Here is a 23,033-nt window from a genome sequence, read left to right as displayed (position 1 = left end):
TGAGTTGATCAAAAGACAAAAAAGGGAGTAGAAAAATGAAGAGCTACAAGCTATTCAAGCACCCCTCGGGTGACGTGACGACCATCAAGAAAGACTGGAATTGGACGGGCCTTCCTCTTCGGATGGATATCGGCGCTGTGCCATGGCGCGTGGCCACTTGCATCTTCTCGATGACGACGATTGGGTCATGGCCCCAGCCTCAGGGAGGCTTGGATCAGCGTCACTCAGTGGTACCCGGTACTGCAACAGAAGGGCGGTGTTGGAAAAATTGGTGGCGGCATCACTTGGCTGATATTCCCTTTGACAGCGCTGATGTTCATTGGAAGCTCCGTCGGCCAATGCCTGACATGGCAAGCACGGTTTCTCAAGAAAATCGAGAACACGGGGAGGAACGCCTGATGTCGGATCCAGTGCCCCGGGACCTCCTGGCTATTGAAGTCGCAATAGCAATGGCCGTGATCGGTGTCGCATCGGAGCGCAGAGGGCTTCAGCGTCGGGCGCGTCGCAGCTATTTTGGAAAAGGCCGTGTGCTTTCCTACGGGAGTATGGACTTCGAGGCGAGCGGGGTGAAACGCAAGGCAAACAGGATTGGCGCGTCCTGGAATGCGCCGCCATCACTTTCTCTCGACGCTCCTGGCACTTGGGGCTGATGCGATGGTTGGTCTTAACGTCACGGGCCGCAGCACCGACAAGGAAAGGTCGGAGGCCACCTCGCCTGGGCTGTTCCAACGCTACAAGAAGAAGGCACCGATAGCAGGGCCCGTCGACCATTGGGGGCGCCTGACCGGTGTCTATGCAAACGCCATTGAGTTTCAACGCATGCTGTTCCTGGGAGCTGGGGGTTATTGGGTGACCTATGGATTCGTGGCAGGAGTGCTGGGCACAGTTTTTTTGCAACTACTGGTTGTTCCTGGTTTTCTCGAACTCAGGGCCTATGTGTCGATCGTTTTCTGGCAGACCATGACATGGTTGCTCTTCATGTTGTTTGCGCATCTCGAGCTTTTCTCCCCAGCCGACCGCCCCATCTATTTCGACCGCAAGCACCGCAAGGTCTACAAAGTCATCTCCGTCGGTCCCCGGCGCTGGGGCTGCATTGGACTGCGCAAGGCCGTCCTGAAGGCCTATGAATGGAGCCTGATTGATGCCGAGCATCACGTCACCGTTCAGATATCGACTGCAACGGCGCAGCGCAACCATCACCTGGTATTCCTGGTGCGCAAGAGCAGCGGCGATCCCACCATCGTCGATCACTTCGAGTTCACCAACGTCGAAATCGTCTCGGCGCTGTGGGAGTACATCCGTCGCTACATGGAAGAAGACGAAGCCCCGCTGGCGGTCGGCGAGTTCCCGCCGCAGTCGACGATGGGTGTGTACAAGCCGTGGAGCGATTTCGGTGGCGTGGTGCCATTTCTGGACCAGCCCGCAAAACGCTGGCGCGAACAACCCTGGAAGACTTTTTTCCAATACCTCGGCATGCCTGTCACCGTGCCGCTGTATGTGCTGTGGCTGTTCTTCAACCGCCTGACCGTGTGGACCGCGCAGCAGGTGGAATGGCCACAGCAGATCGTCGATGCCATCGGCCCCTTGATCACCGAGCAGGACCTGCGCACCGACGCATATCGCAGGCTGCGGCCCGGTCCCGCACCTGAAATGTGATTCGAAACGCCGTTGCGGCGGAAAGGAAAGGAGGTCGTCAGGCCAGACGTGCCGGTGTGTTGGGCGGAAGAAACCGCCGCGATCAAAAGAGAAAAATGGGAGTAAACAAAAAATGAAAAGCTACAAGATATTCGAGCACCCCTCGGGTGACGTGACAGCCATCAAGGAAGACTGGAGCTGGACGGCCTTCCTCTTCGGGTGGATATGGGCGCTGTGCCACGGCGTGTGGCCACTCGCGCTTGGCGTTCTGGCGCTTGGCATGCTGGTTGCCCACGCCGCGAAGGCGATCGGAGGCGCCGGCGAGGCCACTTTGGGTGCGATGGTTCTGTTCGGCCTCCTGAACAGCCTCGTCCTCGGAAGCATCGGCAACTCGCTGCGCGCGCGCTGGCAGATCCGCAAAGGGTATGTGTGCGCCGGAACTGTCGAGGCCGGCAACGCAGCGGCAGCCTTGCAAATCCACGCCGCCCGCTCCGACGGCGGGGCGCTCCGGGGCGGCTCGTTCCACGGATGATTCAGGGGCCCATCGCGCCGTAGGCAACCCCGCCACCGCACGGAGCGGCCTCCATCTACTCCCTTCGCCGTACCTCCAATCCCCCTCGCCTAGGCCATTAGCTAGGCCTTAAGGCGGATTTGCCTCCCGCCCACCGCGCCGGAAACTTCGTGTTTCTTTCTTCCCGGCACCCTTGCCGTTGACGGAGCGCGGATGAGTTGGCGAACAAAAGTGGTCTGGAGCGAGGGGATGCTGTTGCAGCCTCAGCACCTGCAGCAAAGCGAGCGTCATGCCGATCACGCGCGGCATGTGCTGTTGCGTTCGACCACCCCCTACGCCTGGGGCTTTGCCGAGCTCGAGATCGACCCGGCCGCGCTCACGCTGGGCAAGCTGGCGCTGGTGCGCGCGGTCGGCGTCTTCGGCGACGGCACGGTGTTCGACATGCCGGCGGTCGATCCGCTGCCCGACCCCATCGACATTCCTTCTTCCATGCGCGACGAAGCCGTGGTGCTCGCGCTGCCGCTGCGCCGCGCCGGTGCGCGCGAGGCCGACGCCGAAGACTATGAAGAGCTGGTGCGTCACCGCGTGCTCGAATCCGAAGTGCCCGATTCGAACACCGCCGGCGAACGCACCGCGATGCTGCAACTCGGCCAGCTCCACACGCGCCTGATGCGTGCCAGCGAAGCGACCGACGCCTGGACGACCGTCGGCGTGGCGCGCGTGGTCGAACGCCGCGTCGACAACCAGGTGCAGCTCGATCGCGCGATGCTGCCGCCGCTGCTCGACGTGGCCGGCCATGCGGTCATTCGCGCCTGGCTCGACGAACTGCTGGGCCTGCTGCGCCAGCGCGGCGAGGCGCTGGCCGGCCGCATGACGCAAGGCGGCACCGGCGGCGTGGCCGAGATCGCCGATTTCATGCTGCTGCAGGCCGTCAATCGCAATGAGGCCATCTTCGCGCACCTGGCCAAGAGCGCGGTGCTGCATCCGCAGCATTTCTTCGAGCACGCGCTGGGCCTGGCCGGCGAGCTCGCCAGCTTCCGCGATTCGCGCCGCGTGGCGCGCTTCGGCCCCTACATCCACGACGACCTCGCGCTCAGTTTCCGCCCGGTCATGGACGACCTGCGCCGCAGCCTGTCGATGGTGCTGGAGCAGTCGGCGATCCGCATCGAGCTGCACGACCGCAAGCATGGCGTGCGCGTGGCGATGGTCACCGACGTGGAGCTGCAGCGCAACGCCACCTTCGTGCTGGCGGTCAACGCGCACATGCCTTCCGAAGCGCTGCGCGCGCGCTTTCCCACGCAGGTGAAGATCGGCCCGGTCGAGCGCATCCGCGACCTCGTCAACCTCGCGTTGCCCGGTGTCACGCTCATGCCGATGCCCGTGGCGCCGCGCCAGATTCCGTTCCACTCGGGCGCCAACTACTTCGAACTCGAGACGCGCAACAGCGACCTGTGGCGCCAGCTCGAGCAATCGGGCGGCATCGCGATGCACATCGCCGGCGACTTCCCCGGCCTGGACCTCGCCTTCTGGGCGATACGCGCATGACCTCCCTTCCTTGCGCAGTTCGCGCACTTCGTGTCGCCACGCCAACCTCCTTCCAGGGGGCGACGCCAGCGGCGCGGCAAAGCCGGTTGTGCGGCGTCGCACGAATGGGCGCCGTCCGTGTGGAGCCATCATGAGCACACCTCCCGATCCCTTCGCCGCCTTCGAGTCCGAACGCACGGTCATCAAGCCCAAGCCACGCACGCCGGGCGGCATGCCGCCCGCGCCGGCCCCGGCGCCGTTCTTCGGCGGCGCCGATCCGACGCCCGCGGCAGACGTGGGTGAGCTCGGCCTGCTCAACCCGCTCGTGTCCGCCGCCGGCAAGCTGCTGGTGCTGATCGGCAAGCTGCGCAACCTCGCGCAGCCGCCCAACGTGCCGGCACTGCGCGCCTCCACCGCCGACGCGGTGAACCAGTTCGACGCCGGCGCGCGCCGCGCCGGTGTCAGCAACGAATCGGTGCTGGCCGCGCGCTACGTGCTGTGCACCGCGCTCGACGAGGCGGTGGCCAACACGCCCTGGGGCGTGCAGGCCGGCTGGAACAAGCAGAGCCTGCTGGTGCAGTTCCACAACGAGACCTGGGGCGGCGAGAAAGTGTTCCAGCTGCTGGCCAAGCTCGCGCAGGACGTGCCCGCGCACCGCCAGCTGCTCGAGCTGATCTACAGCGTGCTCGCGCTCGGCTTCGAGGGCCGCTACCGCGTGGTCGACAACGGCCGCGCGCAGCTCGACTCGGTGCGCCAGCGCCTGGCCGACCTCATCGCCAAGGACCGGCCCGCCGTCGAGCCCGAGCTCTCGCCGCACTGGCGCGGCCAGGGCGCGGGCACGGTGCGCCTGCGCGAGTCGCTGCCGCTGTGGGTGTTCGCGGCCGGCTTCGCGTTGCTGCTCGCGCTCGCCTGGTTCGGCCTGCGGCTCACGCTCAACTACCGCTCCGACACCACCTATGCGGCGGTGTCCAGCCTGCGCGCGCCCAACATCCAGATCGCGCCACCGGCCTTGCCGGCGAAGACGCCGCGCCTCGCGCGCTTCCTCGAACCCGAGATCAAGCAGGGCCTGGTCACGGTGACCGACGAGGCCGACCGCAGCGTGGTGCGCCTGCGCGGCGACTCGTTCTTCGGCTCCGGCAGCGCCGAGCCCATGGCGCAGTCGCTGCCCGTGCTTCGCCGCATCGGCCAGGCGCTGGCCGAGGTGAAGGGCGAGGTGCTGATCACCGGCCACTCCGACAACCAGCCGATCCGCTCGCTGCGCTATCCGTCGAACTGGCACCTGTCGGCCGCGCGCGCCGACGCGGTGAAGGGCGCGCTCACCACGCTGGTCGATCCCGCGCGCATGCGCTCCGACGGCAAGGCCGACGCCGAGCCGGTGGCCGCCAACGACACGCCCGCCAACCGCGCGAAGAACCGCCGGGTCGACATCGTGCTGCTCACGGAACCCGACCGCGTCGCGGGTGTGGGTCCGGCGGCCCAGGCGACTCAGGCAGCCCAGGCCGCGCCAGCTGCGCCGGCCACGGGAGCGACGAAATGATCAAGAAAATCTTCGGCTTCCTGTTCAGCCCGCTGCTGCTGACGCTGCTCGCCCTGCTCATCGTCGCGCTGCTGATCTGGTGGGTCGGCCCGCTGGTGAAGATCGGGTCGCTCGCGCCGCTCGAAAGCGAAACGGTGCGTGCCGTCGTCATCGGCGTCATCGTGCTGGTGGTGCTGTTGCGCGCGTTGTACCGCCGCTGGCGCGCGCGCCGTGCAAGCCAGCACCTGACCGAAGGGCTCATGAAGGCGCCCGCCGCGAAGACCGGCGCGCCGGTCAACGGCGAGCAGCAGATTCTCGACACGCGCTTCAGCGAAGCCGTCGCCACGCTCAAGCAGATGCGCCTGCACGCCGCCGGCAAGAAGCCGGGCTGGCGCGACTGGATGTCGATCTCGGGCGGCAGCTACCTGTACGACCTGCCGTGGTACGTGTTCATCGGCGCACCGGGCGCGGGCAAGACCACGGCGCTGGTCAACTCGGGCCTGAGCTTTCCGCTGGCCGAGAAGTTCGGCCCCGGCGCCATCCGCGGCGTGGGCGGCACGCGCAACTGCGACTGGTGGTTCACCGACGAGGCCGTGCTGATCGACACCGCCGGTCGCTACACCACGCAGGACAGCCACCAGTCGGAGGACAAGAGCGCGTGGGAAGGCTTCCTGGGCCTGCTGAAGAAGGCGCGCCCGCGCCGGCCGCTCAACGGCGTGTTCCTCACGGTGAGCGTGGCCGACCTGCTGAGCCAGGGCCCCGAGGCGCGCACGCAGCTCGCGGCATCGATCCGCGCGCGCCTGCTGGAGCTCGATTCCAAGCTCACCACGCGCCTGCCGGTGTACGTGCTGGTCACCAAGAGCGATTTGCTCTACGGCTTCACCGACTACTTCGACGACCTGGGCAAGGAACAGCGCGCACAGGTCTTCGGCTTCACGCTGCCGGCCGACGAGAACGTGCAGCTCGAGGAGAAGGGCCTGTCGGCCGCTTTCCACCGCGAGTTCGCGCTGCTGCACAACCGCGTGAACGACGGCCTCATCGCGCGCATGCAGCGCGAGACCGACGGCACGCGCCGCGCGGCGATCTTCGGCTTCCCCGCGCAGTTCGGCTCCATCGGCTCGCTGCTGTCCGACCTGCTCGACCAGGTGTTCACCGGCTCGCGCTTCGCGCAGCCGCCGTGGGTGCGCGGCGTGTACTTCACCAGCGGCACGCAGGAGGGCAGCCCGATCGACCGTGTCATGGGCAGCCTCGCGCGCAGCTTCGGCATCGAGCGCGCGATGCTCGCGCCGCAAAAGAGCAGCGGGCGCAGCTACTTCCTGACCGCGCTGCTGCGCGAGGTGGTGTTCCCCGAGCAGCGCCTGGCCGGCGCCGACGTGAAGCTGGAGCGCCGCCGCCACACGCTGCGCGTGATCGGCGTCGCCGCGATGACGCTGGTCACCGTCGGCCTGCTGGCGGCCTGGGGCTACAGCACGCTGCAGAACATGAACTACCTGAAGTCGGTCGAGGCGCGCGTCGACCCGGCCAGGCAGAACCTTGCGGCGCTGCCCGCGCGCGTGCAGAACCTGGTCGAGGTCGCGCCCGTGCTGCAGAGCCTGCGCGACATCTGGAAGACGCCCGACAACCGGCAGGGCGACGAGCCGTTGTCGATGACGCTGGGCCTCTACCAGGGCGACAAGCTCGACGCCGCCGCCATGCTCACGCACCAGCGCGCGCTCAACGACGCCTTCCTGCCGCAGATTGCCAAGCGCATCGAGGACCAGCTGCGCACCGCGCAGAAAGACAACCTCGAGTTCACCTACGAGGCGCTCAAGAGCTACCTGATGCTCTACCAGCCCGAGCACTTCGACCCCGAGGCGCTGAAAGCCTGGATCACGCTCGACTGGTCGCGCAACCTCGACCGCGGCATTCCCGAAGACCAGCGCAAGGCGCTCGAAGACCAGCTCGACGTGCTCATCGCGCAGGGCCCGCCGCGCTCGCCGCTGAAGATGGACGAGAACCTGGTGCGCAGCGTGCGCGCCGTGCTCGCGAGCTACCCGCTGGAGCAGCGCGTGTTCAGCCGCCTGAAGCGCCAGCGCGCCACCAAGGACATTCCGGCCTTCAGCGTGGCCACGGCCACCGGCCCCTCGGGCCCGCTGGTGTTCGAGCGCATCAGCGGCAAGCCGCTGAGCGACGGCGTGCCGGGCATGTTCACCTACGACGGCTATCACAAGCGCTTCCAGAACGAGGTGACCGTGCTCACCGGCCTGCTCGCCAACGAAGATCCGTGGGTGCTGGGCCAGGACCGCAGCGCCGCCGACCGCCTGCGCGACGTGGCCGCGCTCGGCGCGCTGACCGACCGCGTGCGCCGCCTGTACCTCGAGGAGTACGTCAAGCAGTGGGAAGCGCTGCTGGCCGACGTGCGCCTCATCCGCGTGAGCGGGCTCGACAAGAACATCGAGAGCGCGCGCATTCTCTCGGGCGTCGATTCGCCGCTGGCGAACTTCCTGCGCGCGGTGGTCAAGCAGACCACGCTGATACCGGCGGCCGACGCCAACAAGGACGTGGTCAGCAAGGCCACCGAGACCGTGCGCAACACGCGCAAGGGCCTCGAAGACCTGTTCGGCGGCGACCCCGGCCGCCAGGTGGCGCCGGGCAAGCGCATCGAGAGCATCGTGGACGACCGCTTCGAGTCGCTGCGCCGGCTCGTCACCGCGGGCGGCCCGAACCAGCCCGCGCCCATCGACGATGCGCTCAAGCTCTTCAACGAGGTGTATGTGTACCTCAACGCGGTCGACACGGCCGTGAAGGGCCGCACCTCGCCGCCGCCCGGCGACGTGGCCGGCAAGCTCAAGTCGGACGCGGGCCGCCTGCCCGAGCCGGTGCGCTCGATGGTCGAGAACCTGAGCCAGGCCGGCGCGGCGCAGGCGCAGGTGGCCGAGCGCGGCAACCTGAGCCAGGACCTGCGCCCCGTGGCCGAGTTCTGCGCGCGCGCCATTGCCGGGCGCTACCCCTTCGTGCAGGGCAGCAAGCGCGACGTGCTGCCCGAGGACTTCGGCCAGATGTTCGGCCCCGGCGGCCTGATGGACGACTTCTTCCAGAAGCGGCTGGCCGCGCTGGTCGACACCAGCACCCGGCCGTGGCGCTACAAGCCCGTGGCCGAGCGCGGCGCCATCACCGCGCAGGCGCTGGCGCAGTTCGAGCGCGCCGCGCGCATCAAGGAGATCTTCTTTCGCGGGGGCGGGCGCGGCCCGTCGATGCGGCTGGACTTCAAGCCGGTGGAGATGGACGCGGGCATCACGCAGTTCATCCTCGACGTCGACGGCCAGCTCGTGAAGTACGCGCACGGGCCGGTGGTGCCGATGGCGGTGCAGTGGCCGGGGCCCAAGGGCAGCAACCAGGTGCGCATCCAGGTGAGCCCGCCTTCGACCACCGGCAGTTCGGGCGCGGCGGTGGACGGGCCCTGGGCGCTGTTCCGCGCGCTGGACGACGGGCAGCTCGAGGCGGGCGACGCGCCGGAGAAGTTCTTCATCACCTTCCAGGTGGGTGCGCGCAAGACGCGCTTCGAGGTGACGACGAACAGCGTGCAGCATCCGATCCGGTTGCGCGAGCTGCGGGAGTTTTCCTGTCCGGAGGGGCTGTGAGCGTGGCTTCTTCTGTTTCCTCTTCTTCAGCGCTCTTTGCTTCGGCGGCGTTGCCGGGGTGGTTCGGCAAGTTGCCGGGCATGGGGGACTTCGCGCATCGCCGCCTGCCCGAGGGCTTTCGCTCGGTGTGGGATCAGTGGCTGCAGAGGGGGATGGCGCGGCTGCGGGACCGGCATGCGGACTGGACCGAGCGGTATCTGGAAGCGCCGATCTGGTGCTTTGCGCTCGGGGCCCGTGTGGTGGGCGACGGTGCGTGGATTGGGGTGTTGATGCCTTCTGTCGACGGGGTGGGGCGGTACTTTCCGTTCACGCTGGCGGTCGAGCTGGATTCGTCCGTCGGGACCGAGCTTCGCGGGGAGGCGCTGGTTGCGGCGCTGCAGTGGTGGGCTCGGGGGATTCAGGCTGCGCTTGAAGGGCTCGAGGGAGATCTGGATGCGCTGCGGTTCGATGCGGTGCTGCAGCGGTTGTTTGTGGCCTGTACGGCGGGCGATGGGAGCGTTGTCGAGTCGCTTGATTTGCCGGCGGCGGGGGCTTCTCTTTGGCTGGGTGATCCTGCGGTTGCTGAAGGGATTCGGATGCCGAGCGTCGGGTTGCCTGTGGATGCGCAGTTTGATGCCTTGTTTCTTGGCTTTGCGGCGGAGGGGTGAGATGAGCTTCTTCTCCTGTCTTGCTTTCCGAGGCCGGGTCTCGCCCCGGCAGGCGACTCACTTTCTTTTGCTTCGCCAAAAGAAAGTAAGCAAAGAAAAGGCGACCCTGCTGTCTGCGTCCCTTCGCTTCGCTGCGGGCAACCTGCGGTGCTCACGTTTCGCGGGGTCTCGCAGAACTCGCTGCGCTCAAACAGCTGCGAGCCCTGATCCGCGAAACGCTCCGCTCCTCGGCGCAGCCAGAAGGGCTTGGGGAGCGGGAACCGTACGCGCCATCACTTCGCTCGGCACGAACGGCTGCAGGCGCGCAGCGCCTGCAGCCGCATGGGGGCCGAGCGTAGCGATGGCCTGTGTGGTTTCTCCTCCCCTCTGGCTGCGCCGAGGAGCGGAGCGTTTCGCGGATCAGGGCCCACCCTTGTTTGAGCGAAGCGAGTTTGGGTGGGCCCCCGCGAAACGTGAGCACCGCAGGTTGCCCCGTAGCGAAGCGCAGGGGTCGCAGACAGTGGGGTCGCCTTTCTTTTGCCTACGTTTCTTTGGCGAAGCAAAGAAAAGTAGGTCGCCTGCCGGGGCGAGACCCGGCCCCGGAACAAAAAACGATTGCAGCGTCCAAAAAGAAGGAGCCCGTCCATGACCGACTCCCCTCCAGAAGACGACCGCACCCGAGTAGTCCCCAAACAAATCCAGCCGACAACGACAGGCGACACCTCCGCCACGGTCATCACGGCAGGAACCCGCGTCACCGCCCCCGCCACCGGCACAACGGAAGCCGGCCTCCTCCCCGTAGCCAGCCGCCTCGCAGAATTCGAAGTCACCCGCGTCATAGGCCAGGGCGGCTTCGGCGTCGTCTACGAAGCCTGGGACCACACGCTCGAGCGCGTCGTCGCCATCAAGGAGTACCTCCCGACTTCCTTGTCGACAAGACAACAGGACGGCACCGTCGTCCCCCTGTCCGAACGGCACAGGGAAACCTTCGACCTCGGCATGCGCAGCTTCATCAACGAAGCCCGCCTGCTCGCCCAGTTCGACCACCCGTCGCTGCTCAAGGTCTACCGCTTCTGGCAGGAAAAGGGCACCACCTACATGGTCATGCCCTTCTACCGGGGCGAGACGCTGAGGGAGGCACTGGTGGCCATCCCCGCGGGCGTGGACGAAGCCTGGCTCCTCCGCATCATGGACGGCATCACGCAGGCGCTGGCGGTGATGCACAACGCCCATTGCTACCACCGCGACATCGCGCCCGACAACATCATCCTGCTCGAAGGCTCGGGCCGCCCGGTGGTGCTCGACTTCGGCGCCGCGCGCCGCGTGATCACCGACAAGACGCAGGCCATCACCGTCATCCTCAAGCCCGGCTACGCGCCCATCGAGCAGTACGCCGAGATGCCCGACATGTCGCAGGGCGCGTGGACCGACGTCTACGCGCTGGCCGCGGTGATGCACGTGGCCGTGTGCGGCCGCGCGCCGCCGCCCTCGGTGGCGCGCCTGCTGTCCGACAGCTACGTGCCGCTCGCGGGCAACGAGATCCTGCGCGAGCGCTACAGCACGCGCCTGCTCGAGGCGATCGACGCGGGCCTCGGCGTGCGGCCCGAGCAGCGGCCGCAGTCGATGGGCGAGTTGCGCGACGCGCTCGGCCTCGAGGTGGGCCACAGCATCGCGCCGACACCGCGCACGCAGCCGCCGCGCAGCGCCGGCACGGCCAATGCCGATGCGGCCACGGTCATCGCCGGTGTCAACAAGGCCACCAGCAAGGGCGCCGGTAAAGCGCAGCCAGCGCCCGATGCCGGCAAGGGCAAGGGCAGCAAGACCGTCGTCGCCCTCGCATCGATCGCCGTGCTCGCCGCCGCAGCCGGTGGCGGCTGGTGGTGGCTGCAGGGCCGCGCGGGCAGCAACGAAGCGGACACCGGCACCCGGCAGGCCACCACCACGACAACGAGAACGACAACGACCGCGACCGCGACCGCGACGCCCGCTCCGCCACCCGACACCAAGGTGGCAGAGACACAGCCGCCACCGCCTCCACCACCACCGCCGCCCGCACCCGCGCCGCGCACCCCCACCGAATCCATCCAGTCCCTCGCCGCCGGCGCCGCGCCCGGCTTCGACGTGACGGCCGCGCCGAAGAAGCCGGAGGTGGCCATCGGCAAGGACCGCCTGGCCTTCGAGGTCCGCAGCAAGCGCGAGGGCTTCGTCTACGTGTTCCTGCTGTCCAGCGGCGGCGAGATGTTCCTGCTGTTCCCCAACCTGCTGGACAAGTACAACAAGATCACCGCCGGCGGCACGCTCTCGCTGCCGCGCGCCTCGTGGCCGATGGACGCGGGCGGGCCCGCCGGCACCGACCAGTTCGCGGTGCTCGTGAGCGAGCATGAGCGCGACTTCAGCGCCGCCGGCGTGCAGAACGACGGCGTGTTCCCCGTGTTCCCGCTGCCGGTGCTGGCCGCGCTGGAGGCCACGCGCGGCACCGGGCCGTCGCCGCTCCTGGGCAAGCCCGTGTGCGCGCCCAACACCCCGTGCAACGACGCCTATGGCGTCGCCAATTTCAAAATCGTCGAGAAGTAATCGTCTGTAGAGCGCCGGCCCGCGCGCCGCCCCTTTTCCGGACAAGGAGACTTTCATGACCGCCTCATCCTCGCCGCTGCAGCCGCAGTTCCACGCCATCGCGCTTCGCTGGGCCGTGGCGGCCGCCGCCGCCTCGCTCGCGGGCTGCGCCGTGCCGCCGCCGGCTTCGACCGGCACCGCCGCCGCCGCGCCCGACACCACGGCCGCCACGCCGCGCACACCGCCGCCGGCCGGTGCCAGCGTGGCCGGCCAGGCGCGCACCTTCTCCACGCAGCTCGCCACCTACACCTCGGTGAGCTTCGACGCGGTGCCGGGCTGGGCGCGCGACGACTTCTCCGAAAGCTGGCCCGCCTTTCTCGGCAGCTGCAAGGTGCTCACCGGTCGCGGCGCCGAATGGAAGGACGTGTGCGCCCGCGCGCTGCGCGTGGACGGCAAGAACACCAACACCATCCGGGGCTTCTTCGAAAGCGAGTTCTCGGCCTACCAGATCCGCGACGACGACCGCCGGCCCGACGGCGTGGTCACCGGCTACTTCGAGCCCGAGATCGCGGGCGCCCGCCAGTACGGCGCGCCGTTCATCTACCCCGTGTACGGCCAGCCGGAAGACATGCTGTTCGCCGACGCGCGCAAGCTGCCCGCGGGCAACGGCACGGTGGCCGCGCGCGTGGACGGGCGCAACGTGGTGGTGCAGACCGGGCTGAGCACGCGCGACATGGGCGCGCCGGGGCTCTACGCGCTCGACCTCTCGGGCATCGCGCGCGACACGCTCGACCGCAAGGTGCGCCTGCGGGTCGAGGGCAAGCAGCTGCTGCCTTACTACACGCGCGAGGAGATCGAGACCAAGGGCGCGCCCAACGCCAAGGTGCTGGCCTTCGTGAGCAGCGCCACCGCGCTGTACGAGATGCAGATCCAGGGCTCGGGCCGCATCAAGCTGGCCAGCGGCGAGATCATTCGCGTGGCCTACGCCGAGCAGAACGGCCAGCCCTTCCGCCCGACGCTGGCGCAGGCCGCCAACGGCAAGCCGCGCAGCCCGGTGAAGGTGCGCGGCTCGTCCATCGAGCTGCAGCTGGACGACGGCGACGACGACGATGCCGGCGCGGCCGGCGCTGTCGACAGCGGCGCCATCCGCACGCGCGGCTTCACGCTCGCGCGGCCCGCGGCCAGCGGGCCGGTGGTGGTGCCGGGGCGGCGCGCGGCCGGCGGGGCCGGTGGGGTGATGGGCTCGGGCATCAAGGACCCGAGCTACGTGTTCTTCAAGGAAGCCACCTCGCCCGTCGGCGGGCCGGTGGGCGCGTTCGGCGTGCCGCTGTCGGCGGGGCGCTCCATTGCGGTCGATCCGCGCAGCACGCCGCTGGGCTATCCGGTGTTCGTGTCGACGCGCACGCCCGGCAGCGGCGCGCCCATGCAGCGCCTGACCATCGCGCAGGACACCGGCGGCGCCATCCGCGGCGCGGTGCGGGCCGACTATTTCTTCGGCAACGGCCAGCAGGCCGCGACCAACGCGCGCCGCATGAAGGAGCGCGGCCAGCTGTGGATCCTGTTGCCGCGCGGCCTGGCCGTGGCGCAGGCGGCGGCGTCGTCGACCATCCGCACGCGCGGCGGCCCGGTGGGCGCGGACCTGCCGCAGTGCCTGGTGCCTTCCGAAGGCAGCTGCGTCGACGACTGACCGATCGGGCGCCTCGACCTTTCATGCAGGAAACGCTGTCGTCCGCGCAAAGCAGCGAGCTCGTCCGCCTCTGGCGGCGCCGGCAGACGCTGTCCCCGAACGACATGGGCGCCATGTACCGCATCGTGGGCGATGCGCTGGTGGCCTGCAACCCGCCCGAGCTGCAGGTGCTCGGCGAAGGCCGCCAGGAGCTGGTGGCGCAGTTCATCTACGTGAAGGTGCTGCGGCTCGACGCCGACCCCGACGAGGCCGAAGAGCGCGCGGGCCACAGCGCGCCTTCGACGGCCTTTGCGCTGTGCGCTTACTTTCGCCGCTACCTCATCGACTGCACGCGCGCGAGCGCGTTCCGCCGCAAGCTGTCCATCGGCGACCAGGTCACCGAGGCCCAGCTCGAGGACGCGGTCGGCGCCGACGAAGACCTCGACGGCTGCCTGGCCGAGCACGGCCTGAGCGCGCAGCGCGTGCAGCTGGCCGCGCGCGCCTTCATCGCCGAGCTGCCCGAGCCCGAGCGGCTGCTGCTGTGCGAGGGCTTCGGCAAGGAGGCCGAGGGCGGGCTGTCGGGCATCGCCTCGCGCCACGCGATCGCGTCGTACCACTACCGCGCGGGGCGCCTGGGCCTCGTGCACAAGCGCGAGGGGCTCACGGCGGACTACGCCCGGACCCGGCTCGGCGGCTGGATCCAGCAGACGCTGGGCATCGCCATCGAGCCCGGCAACATGGCCGCGATCCTGCAGGTTTTCAAAATCCTGGGGGCTGAAGCGTCTTATGCCTGAAGACATAGCCATTCAGGAACAGACGCCATGACCACCGACCTCTGGCCCCCGCTCAGCGTGATCCGCAACGCGCTCGAAACCCGCGCGCCAGAAACCCGCGCGCCCGTGCCCGACGCTGAAGCGGCGAACGACCCCCCGGGCCAGACGGCCGTCGTGGCCATGCCCGGTTCGGCCGCCGAAACGGGCGTCGAACCCGCAGCGCCGGACGCGCCGCCGCACGACCTGCTGCTGCCCCTCACCGAGCTGGCCCGGCGCCGCGAGGCGGTTGCCCAGCGCGCCTTTCCGGCCCGCTGGGCGCCGGGCCGCCTCGTCAGCGTGGTGCACGAGGGGCGGCTGCTCGGCGTGCTGCTCGATCGCTGCATCCACGGCGAGCTCTGGCAGGGCTGGATGGCCGCGGGCGAGCCCGACTGGGCCAGCGCCTTCGACGTGCTGCTGGAGCCCGGCGACGAGCCCTTCGAACCGATGTTCGGCGTGATCCAGGCGTGGAACGTGCTCACGCTCGAGCCCAGCCCGCAGCTGTGCGCGCGCGTGCTCGGCGAGGTGTCGGCCACGCGGCTGGCCGCGATCCGCGCGGTGCACGACGAATGGGCCGCGCACGCCACGCTGGCCATCGCGCCCGAGCCCGGCCACATCGCGCTGCGCAGCGTGGGCGGCGTGTTCTCGGTGCTGTCGGGCACGCCGCTGGGCCCGCAGGATCCGCGCACCGACTACCAGGCGCTGTACCGCGACGCCGGCCTGCAGCTGGGCCGGGCGCTGATGGCGCCACAGGGAGATGCGGGCGATGCGGGCGATGCGGGAGATGCGGGCGATGCGGCCGATGCAGCCGGTGCCTCGCCGTCGCCGCGTGCGCGGCCCCAGGCCGGGCCCGAGGGCGGCTGGTGGGGCAGCATCCGCCGCTGGTTCGGCGCCGAGGGCTGGGCGCGCCCGGCCTTCGCGGTGCTGGCGCTGTGCGTGGTGATCCAGAACGTCGGCCTGCTCGGCGGGCACGACGCAACCGAAGACGACGACGTGCGCTTTCGCGCCGTGCCCACGGCACCCGCACCGACGCGGGCCGACCTGGTCGTGCGCTGGAAGGCGGGTGTGCGCATGGACGAGGCCGACCGGCTGCTGCAGTCGATCTCGGCCGACGTGGTGGGCGGACCGGGCGGCAACGGCGCATGGCGCCTGCGCGTGCCGGAGCCGGTGGACGCGCTGGCGGTGCTGGCGGCCTCGCCGCTGGTCGAGTCGGCGGGTCCCGCAACGGAGCAGCGGCCATGAGGCGCGCCGAGCTGTATCGGTCTTTCTCGCTGTCCTTCCAGGGGGGAACGGGGGAGGGGGCAAGCGGCGCATTCGACAGGCGCTCTGCCTGCCCCCATCCCGGCCTTCCCCCAGAGGGGGAAGGCGCAGAGGCAACACGGGACTTCGGGACTTGCTCCCTCCCCTCGCGGGGGAGGGCTGGGGTGGGGGCAAGCGGCGTATCCATCGGGCGCACTGCCTGCCCCCATCGCAGCCTTCCCCCAAAGGGGCAAGGAGCAAGGCAACTGCGCCTGTTGCAGGCCATGCTCGTCCTCTGGCTGCTCGCCTGCGGCAGCCTTGCCTTCGCCACGCAGCGCGCGCTGCTGGTGGGCGTCTCCGAACTCGTCAACCAGCCGCAGGCGCTGTGGCTGCAGGCGCCGCGCAACGACGTGATGCTGATGCGCGACGCGCTGCTCAAGCAGGGCTTCGGCGCCGCCGACATCACCGTGCTGGCCGACGGCGTGAACGGTGCCGCGCTGCCCGAGTCGCAGGCCATCCACGACGCGCTGGCGCGGCTGCTCGCCCAGTCGAAGAGCGGCGACTTCGTGCTGCTGTACTTTTCCGGCCACGGCACCCGCCTGCGCGACATCGCCAAGCGCTACCAGGAGGCCGACGGCCTGTCGGAGAACTTCCTCGCGCGCGACGTGCGCGGCACGCTCGGCAGCGACACCGTGCTCACGGGCGACCTGCGCGACGTCGACTTCGACGCGTGGATCCAGTCCTTCCTGGCCCGCAACGTCTTCATCGCCTCGGTGTTCGACACCTGCTCGGCCAACTCCATGACGCGCGGCACGGCCGACACGCCCGCCACCGCCGAAGGGCCGCCCGAGGACGAGGTGCGCTGGCGCGGCCTGCGTCCGACGCAGCTGGCGCCCGGCGCGCCGCCCGCGCGCGCACCGGTGCCGCCCACGCCTGCCGAAGCCGTGCCGCGCGCACGCTACGTCGCCTTCTTCGCGTCCGAGAGCCACCAGATCACGCCCGAACTGCGGCTGCCCCGCAAGGCGCGCGACGCCCGTCCGCAGGGCCTGCTGACCTGGGCCGTGGTGGAGGCGCTGTCGCGCAGGCCGGCCACCTGGCGCGACCTGTTCGACGGTGTGCTCGCGCTGTACCCGCCGGTCATCGACGAACTCGCGCAGCGCTTTCCCACGCGCGAGCTGCCGTCGCCCGTGGCCGAAGGCAACCTCGACGCGCCGCTGTTCGCCAACAGCAGCGCGCCCGCGTCCACGCGGCCGGTGTGGCGCGCGCAGCGCAGCGGCGACAGCCTCGCCGTCAAGGCCGGCCTGCTCGACGGCCTCGCGCCGCAGCAGGAAGTGCGCGTGCTCGCCACGCTCGACGACGGCGCGGTGCGCGGCGCGCCGGCCACCGTTGCGCAGATCAAGCTCGGCGGCGCGTGGCTCGCGGTGCCCGCGGCATTGAAGGACGTGTCGGGCAGCGCCTTCTGGAGCGTCACGCCGATGACCGAGCCGGCCGCCACCGCGCTGCGCGTGCGCGCCGACAAGGCCCTGCCGGCCGGCCTGAGCCTCGACTATCCGGCCGCGATCCGCGCCACCGACGACGCATCGGCGGCCGACGTGCGCTGGACCGACCTCGGCCCCGCGGGCCATCGCCTCGAACTGCTCGCACCGGTGTTCGGCGCGAGCGTGTCCACCGTCGTGGTGCCCGACGCGGCCGCGTTGCGCCGCCGCCTGCAGGCGCTCGCGCAGCTCAAGTGGCTCGCGCAGCTGCAGGCCTACGGCAAGGACGGCCAGCTCGACGGCTTCGAGGCCGTGCTGGAAACGTGGAGCGCCGAGCGCCTCGTGCGCAGCGTGCCGCTCGGCCAGGCTCAACCGGCCAGCGCGTTGCCCGCGCCTCGCCCGGGCGAGCGCCTGCGCCTGAGCGTGCGCAACACCAGCGGCCGTTCGCTGGACCTCGTCATCGCCGGCATCGACGCGCGCGGCACGCTGCAGTCGGTCTACCCCGACGAGCTCGGCGAGACCAACCGCTTCAAGCGCGGCACGCCCGAGCAGCCCTCGGCGCGCCGCTTCGACCTGCCATGGCTCGACGCCGCCGGCGACGCGCGCCTGCTCGTCATGGCCGTGCCCGCCACGCCCTACAGCGCGCCGCGCCTGTTCGGCGTGGCCTACGCGCAGGCCGACGTGTCGGAGGTGCGCGTGCGCGGCGGCCAGCCGCCGGCCGACAACGCGGAGCGCCAGGTGTTTGCCGCGCTGCTGCGGCGCGGCGCGGCTACCGACAACAGCGTGGCGCGGCCATGAAGTGCGCGTGCGCGATCCCTTGCAGTCTTTTTTCCGAACACCGGAGGTGATATGGCATTTCTAGAAGACGGCTCCTGGAGCCCCGAAGACGCGCGGCAGTTCTACGACCTGATCGGCGCGGGCTCGGCCGAGGTCGACCTGGTCATGATGATCGAGAGCAAGGGCTCGCCGGTCGAAGGCGAGCTTGCACGCGCCTTCGACGACGGTAAGGCGCGCCTGAGCATCGGCGGCTACTACTGGTCGGTGCAGGTGCCCGAGTCGTCCGCGCAGAACCAGGTGGTGCCCAACAACCTGATCGTCGCGCGCCGCAGCGACGCGGCCACCGCCACCATCGCCAGCCTGCTGCGCGCGCAGGAGAAAGACCTGAAGGTTGTCATCAGCGTCTTCAGGGCCGGCGGCGACCAGCTCTCGACCGACGCGCAGGCCACCTTCGAACTTGCGCTGGAGAACGCGCGCATCTGCCGGCTGGTGCTCAACACCGGCGGCAACTGGGGCGTGCCTTCGGAGCTGATCTCCATCAGCTACCGCACGGCGAAGGTCAAGTCGGCCCCGCAGAAGGCCACCGGCGCGCGCGGCGCGGTGCGCGAATGCCAGTTCACGCGCGCCTGAGCACCCTCGGTTCGCCCACGTTCAGCCTGCTTACTTTCAAGGAACACGCACCATGACGACCGCCGTCGAATTCCTCAAGGCCGCCGACCCCGCGGCCGCCCTCAAGGCCCTGAGCGACGACGTGCGCGCCAAGCCCGCCGACAGCAAGCACCGTGTCTTCATGGCGCAGCTGCTGTGCGTGCTCGGCCAATGGGAGCGCGCGCTGAACCAGCTGACGGTCGCGGCCGAGCTCGACGCGCTCGCCGTGCCCATGAAGCAGGTCTACGGCGAGGCCGTGCGCTGCGAAGGCCTGCGCGCCGAGGTGTTCGCCGGCACGCGCACGCCGATGATCTTCGGCCAGCCCGACGAATGGCTGGCACTGCTCATCGAGTCGCTGCTGCGCCAGGGCCGCGGCGAAAGCGAACTGGCCGAAGACCTGCGCCAGCGCGCCTTCGACGGCGCGCCGGCCATCGGCGGCACCATCGACGGCACGCCCTTCGAATGGCTGGCCGATGCCGACATGCGCCTGGGCCCCGTGCTGGAGGCCTTCGTCAACGGCAAGTACTACTGGATTCCGTATGCGCGCCTCGCGCACATCAAGATCGAGCCGCCCGAAGACCTGCGCGACTGCGTGTGGATGCCCGCGCACCTGCAGTTCGAGAACGGCGGCGAAACGCTCGCGCTGATTCCCACGCGCTACGAAGGCACCGAGAAGACCGAGGACGGCGAACTGCGCCTGGCGCGCAAGACCGAGTGGCGCGAGCTGCGGCCCGAGGTGTGGGCCGGCCACGGCCAGCGCGTGCTCGGCAGCGACGCGGGCGAGTACGCGCTGATGGACGTGCGCGAGATCCTGTTCACGCAGGCCGCGCAGACCGCGGCCGCTGCAACGGGCCATGCCGAAGAGGGTGCCGTCGATGGCTGAGCTCACGGCGCAGGAGCGGCTGCAGCCCTCGCTGCTCGACCGCCTCGTCGACAACGCGCCCGACGAGAAACGCGAGGGCGACGAGAAGCGCACGCTGACCAAGCAGGCGCTGCGCCAGGCCGTGCTGCGCGACCTCGGATGGCTCTTCAATGCGACGGGCCACGGCCTCTCGATGGACGACAAGCAATACCCGAACGCGGCGCGCTCGGTCATCAATTACGGATTGCCTATGCTGTCTGGCCAGTTCACCTCGTCGGTGCAGCGTGTCAGCATGGAACAGGCTTTGAAGAACGCAATCCTGCAGTTCGAGCCGCGCATTTTGTCCCGCACCCTCGAAGTAGAACTCGTCATGGAAGGCCCGGCACTGGACTCCCACAACAGCATCGGCCTGCAGATACGCGGCATGCTGTGGGCGCAGCCCGTGCCGCTCGAGTTCCTGATGCGAAGCCGCGTTGATCTGGAAGAAGGCCGCATAGAGATCGTGGACATGGCGAAGCTATGAGCCCCCCGGCTTTTCACTTCGCTGCGCTTCGTGCAATTCGCCACCCCCCGAGGGGGAGGCGCGGCTCGCCTTGGGGCGGCCCGGCGGCGGCCGCCTTTCCGGAGTAATGCCATGGACCCTCGGCTGCTGAGCCTGTATGAACAGGAACTGCGCTACTTCCGCGAAAGCTCCGCCGAGTTCGCGCGCGCGTTCCCGAAGATCGCACACCGCCTGGGCATCGAAGGCCAGGAAGTGGCCGACCCGTACGTGGAACGGCTCATCGAGGCCACGGCCTTCCTGTCGGCGCGCGTGGGCCTCAAGCTCGACGCCGAGTACCCGCGCTTTACGGGCCACCTGCTGGACATCGTCTATCCGCACTTCCTTGCGCCCACGCCGGCGATGGTGGTGGTGTCCTTCGTGCCCGACCCCGACGACGCCAACCTCGCGGCCGGCCCCACGCTGCCGCGCGGCAGCGGCCTGCGCGCGCGGCAGGCGGTGGGGCAGAACACGCACTGCGAGTTCCGCACGGCCAGTGCATTGCGCGTCTGGCCCGTCGAGGTGCAGCGCGCGCAGTACTTCACCTACGCCCCCGACCTGCCGCTGAACACGCACCCGCAGTCGCGCGCCATCCGCGGCGGCCTGCGCATCGCGTTGCGCGCCACGGCCGGCCTGAACTTCAGCCAGATCGCGCTCGACGATCTCGTGCTGCATTTCGGTGGCGCGGAAGACGTCGCATGGCAACTGCATGAATGCGCGCTGGGCCAGCCCATCGGCGTGCTGGTGCGGCCGCTCGCGCCCAGCGGTGCCTTGCAAGGCACTGCACAGAGCCTGCCGGCCAGCGCCATCGGTGCGGTCGGCTTCGAGGACGACGAGGCGCTGCTGCCCGTCACGGCCACCGGCTTCTCGGGCTTTCGCCTGCTGCAGGAGTACTTCGCGTTCCCGCAGCGCTTCCAGTTCGTGCGCATCGGCGGGCTCAAGGCGCTGCTCGCGGCCATGCCGGTGAGCGACGTGGAGATCGTGCTGCTGTTCTCCCGCGGCGACGCGGCGCTGGAGAAGCTCGTGAGCGCCGACAACGTGCAGCTGCACTGCGTGCCGGCCGTCAACCTGTTCACCAAACGGCTCGACCGCGTGCCCATGACCGAGGGCGTGAGCCAGTTCCACCTGGTGCCCGACCGCACGCGCCCGCAGGACTTCGAGGTGCACACCGTCACCGAGGTCATCGGCCACGGCGTGCCGGGCGCCGACGCGGCGGCGGCCGAACAGCCGTTTCGCCCGTTCTACTCGGCCTTTCACGGCAGCCGCACCAGCCACCCGGCCTACTTCACGACCACGCGCGAGCCGCGCATGCTGTCGGTGCGCCAGCGCACCGAGGGCAACCGCAGCAGCCACATCGGCTCGGAGGTCTACATGCAGATCGTCGATCCGCAGCAGGCGCCGTACGCGGCCACGCTGCGGCAGCTGGCGGTGACGGCGCTGTGCACCAACCGCGACCTGCCGCTGTTGATGCCGCTGGGCCGCGAGAACGATTTCGACTGCGTCGATTCCTTCCCCGTGCAGCGCGTGCGCATGGTGCGCGGGCCCTCGCGGCCGGTGTCGCCGGTGGTGAGCCAGGGGCTCGGCTGGCGCGTGGTCGACCACCTGGCGCTCAACTACCTCTCGCTGTCCGACAGCACGCCCGAGCAGGGCGCCGCCGCCTTGCGCGAAACGCTGATGCTCTACGCCGTGCATGCCGACGAGATGCGCCAGGGCCAGGTGCGCGGCCTGCTCTCGGTGAAGAGCAAGCCCGTGGCGCGGCGCCTGCCGCTGAAGGGCCCGATCGCCTTCGGCCGCGGGCTCGAGGTGACGCTCGAAGTCGACAGGGACGCCTTTCACGGCCACAGCGCGTTCCTGTTCGGCGCGGTGCTCGCGCGCTTTCTTTCGCGCCATGTGGAGGTGAACCATTTCGTCGAGACCGTGCTGCGCGTGGCGGGCAAGGGCGAGACCATGCGCTGGAGGCCGCTGTGCGGAACGCGCCAGATTCTGTGAGCACGCGGGTCGACGCGGCGCTGCGCGAGTGGTCCGCGCAGCCGTGGGCGTTCGACTACTTCGCGGTGATGCGCCGGCTGGAGTCGGTCGCTGCGACCACGCCGCGCTGGGGCCGCGCCTTGCTGCCTGGCGCCGAGCCGGTGCGCGTGGGGCAGGAGCCTTCGCTCTCGTTCGCGCCCGCGAGCTTCAGCCGCTTCGAGCCCGCCACCGCGCATTCGCCGCCGCGCCTGCGCCAGCAGTTCTTCGGCTACATCGGCCCCAACGGTCCGCTGCCGGTGCACCTGAGCGACTTCATCCGCGAGCGCAGCCTGAACCACGGCGACCCGACCTGGCTTGCGTTCCTCGACAGCTTCGCGCACCGCTTCTCGCTGCACTTCTACCGCGCGTGGGCGCAGGCGCGGCCGGCCGTGGCGCTCGACCGTCCGGGCGAAGACCGCTTTCGCCTGCAGGTGGGCGCGCTGGTGGGCATCGGAACGCCGGGGCGCACGGGGCGCGACGAGATCCATGACGACGCGCGCCTGCACTTCTCGGGCTGGCTCGCGCGCCGCGTGCACAACGTGGAGAGCGTGGAGCGCGTGCTGTGTAGCTACTTCGGCGTGCCCGTGCGGCTGGAGCGCTGGGTCGGCCACTGGATGCGCCTGCCGGTGGAAGAACTCACGCGGCTGGGGCAGGGCGAGAGCTCGCGCTCGATGGGCATGGGCGCGATGCTCGGCACGCGCGCATGGGACCGCCAGCACCGCGTGCGGCTGCACCTGGGGCCGCTCACGCTCGCGCAGTACCGCATGTTCCTGCCGATCGCCGAGGTGGGCAACGCCCGCCCCGTGCTGCAGCGCTGGATGCAGCAGCTGCTCGGCGACGAGCTCGAGTGGGACGCCGAACTCGTGCTCGAGAAAAAGCAGGTGCCGCTCACCCGGCTGGGAAATGCCAAGGGCAACGGTCCGCGCCTGGGCTGGGTCTCGTGGCTCGGCGAGCGAGCGCGCTCCAGGGATGCGGCCGACGTGCGCATCGGCAGCCAGAGCGTCTTTCAATAAACCCATCTTCATTC

The 23,033-nt window shown here is 69.6% G+C and carries 17 protein-coding genes; all 17 read left to right on the top strand.

Features of this window, described 5'->3' with window-relative positions:
• Positions 1-35: 35 nt before the first annotated feature.
• Positions 36-650 carry a hypothetical protein gene (locus BM013_RS40470; RefSeq protein WP_143098269.1) on the top strand — a complete coding sequence of 205 codons (615 nt, stop codon included), beginning with the start codon at positions 36-38 and terminating at the stop codon, positions 648-650.
• Positions 604-1,656 (top strand): DUF6708 domain-containing protein, encoded by a 1,053-nt coding sequence (locus tag BM013_RS11940; protein WP_143098268.1) that lies wholly within the window; start codon positions 604-606, stop codon positions 1,654-1,656. Before BM013_RS40470 ends, BM013_RS11940 begins: the two co-directional genes overlap by 47 nt.
• Before the next feature lie 112 nt (positions 1,657-1,768).
• Positions 1,769-2,167, top strand: a complete 399-nt coding sequence (locus tag BM013_RS11935) for a DUF2628 domain-containing protein (protein WP_093127015.1) — start codon at positions 1,769-1,771, stop codon at positions 2,165-2,167.
• A 192-nt stretch (positions 2,168-2,359) separates the two neighbouring features.
• Positions 2,360-3,691 carry a type VI secretion system baseplate subunit TssK gene (gene tssK / locus BM013_RS11930; protein WP_093127013.1) on the top strand — a complete coding sequence of 444 codons (1,332 nt, stop codon included), beginning with the start codon at positions 2,360-2,362 and terminating at the stop codon, positions 3,689-3,691.
• Between the two features lie 130 nt (positions 3,692-3,821).
• Positions 3,822-5,207 carry a DotU family type VI secretion system protein gene (locus BM013_RS11925; RefSeq protein WP_093127011.1) on the top strand — a complete coding sequence of 462 codons (1,386 nt, stop codon included), beginning with the start codon at positions 3,822-3,824 and terminating at the stop codon, positions 5,205-5,207.
• A complete protein-coding gene (tssM, locus tag BM013_RS11920) occupies positions 5,204-8,806 on the top strand; it encodes a type VI secretion system membrane subunit TssM (RefSeq protein WP_093127008.1) in 3,603 nt (1,200 codons plus the stop codon). The genes BM013_RS11925 and tssM overlap by 4 nt, the downstream gene beginning before the upstream one ends.
• 2 nt (positions 8,807-8,808) lie before the next feature.
• Entirely contained in the window at positions 8,809-9,453 is a 645-nt protein-coding gene (gene tagF, locus BM013_RS11915) for a type VI secretion system-associated protein TagF (RefSeq protein ID WP_371279942.1), read from the top strand.
• A gap of 624 nt (positions 9,454-10,077) precedes the next feature.
• The gene (locus tag BM013_RS11910) at positions 10,078-12,006 is read left to right on the top strand and encodes a serine/threonine-protein kinase (protein ID WP_093127003.1); all 1,929 of its coding nucleotides are present in this window, start codon (positions 10,078-10,080) and stop codon (positions 12,004-12,006) included.
• A gap of 55 nt (positions 12,007-12,061) precedes the next feature.
• Entirely contained in the window at positions 12,062-13,672 is a 1,611-nt protein-coding gene (locus BM013_RS11905; protein WP_093127001.1) for a murein transglycosylase A, read from the top strand.
• Between the two features lie 23 nt (positions 13,673-13,695).
• Positions 13,696-14,445, top strand: coding sequence for a hypothetical protein (locus BM013_RS11900; protein WP_093126998.1), 750 nt, complete (start codon positions 13,696-13,698; stop codon positions 14,443-14,445).
• A 27-nt stretch (positions 14,446-14,472) separates the two neighbouring features.
• Positions 14,473-15,702, top strand: a complete 1,230-nt coding sequence (locus BM013_RS11895; protein WP_093126995.1) for a hypothetical protein — start codon at positions 14,473-14,475, stop codon at positions 15,700-15,702.
• 281 nt (positions 15,703-15,983) lie between these two features.
• Positions 15,984-17,972, top strand: a complete 1,989-nt coding sequence (locus BM013_RS11890) for a caspase family protein (RefSeq protein ID WP_177225466.1) — start codon at positions 15,984-15,986, stop codon at positions 17,970-17,972.
• 51 nt (positions 17,973-18,023) lie between these two features.
• Entirely contained in the window at positions 18,024-18,581 is a 558-nt protein-coding gene (locus tag BM013_RS11885) for a type VI secretion system tube protein Hcp (RefSeq protein ID WP_093126989.1), read from the top strand.
• A gap of 52 nt (positions 18,582-18,633) precedes the next feature.
• Positions 18,634-19,482 carry a type VI secretion system accessory protein TagJ gene (locus BM013_RS11880; RefSeq protein ID WP_093126987.1) on the top strand — a complete coding sequence of 283 codons (849 nt, stop codon included), beginning with the start codon at positions 18,634-18,636 and terminating at the stop codon, positions 19,480-19,482.
• Positions 19,475-19,984 carry a type VI secretion system baseplate subunit TssE gene (gene tssE / locus BM013_RS11875; protein WP_093126984.1) on the top strand — a complete coding sequence of 170 codons (510 nt, stop codon included), beginning with the start codon at positions 19,475-19,477 and terminating at the stop codon, positions 19,982-19,984. Before BM013_RS11880 ends, tssE begins: the two co-directional genes overlap by 8 nt.
• A gap of 111 nt (positions 19,985-20,095) precedes the next feature.
• Positions 20,096-21,988: a type VI secretion system baseplate subunit TssF gene (gene tssF / locus BM013_RS11870; protein ID WP_093126981.1), complete on the top strand. Its 1,893-nt coding sequence runs from the start codon at positions 20,096-20,098 to the stop codon at positions 21,986-21,988.
• Complete coding sequence (gene tssG / locus BM013_RS11865; protein WP_256221474.1) at positions 21,985-23,019, top strand: type VI secretion system baseplate subunit TssG; 1,035 nt, start codon at positions 21,985-21,987, stop codon at positions 23,017-23,019. The genes tssF and tssG overlap by 4 nt, the downstream gene beginning before the upstream one ends.
• The last annotated feature ends 14 nt before the right edge of the window (positions 23,020-23,033 follow it).

This window comes from Variovorax sp. OK605, assembly GCF_900115445.1.
Lineage (GTDB): Bacteria > Pseudomonadota > Gammaproteobacteria > Burkholderiales > Burkholderiaceae_C > Variovorax.
The sequence above is the reverse complement of the archived record's forward strand: the minus strand, read 5'-3'. Positions and strand labels throughout refer to the sequence as shown.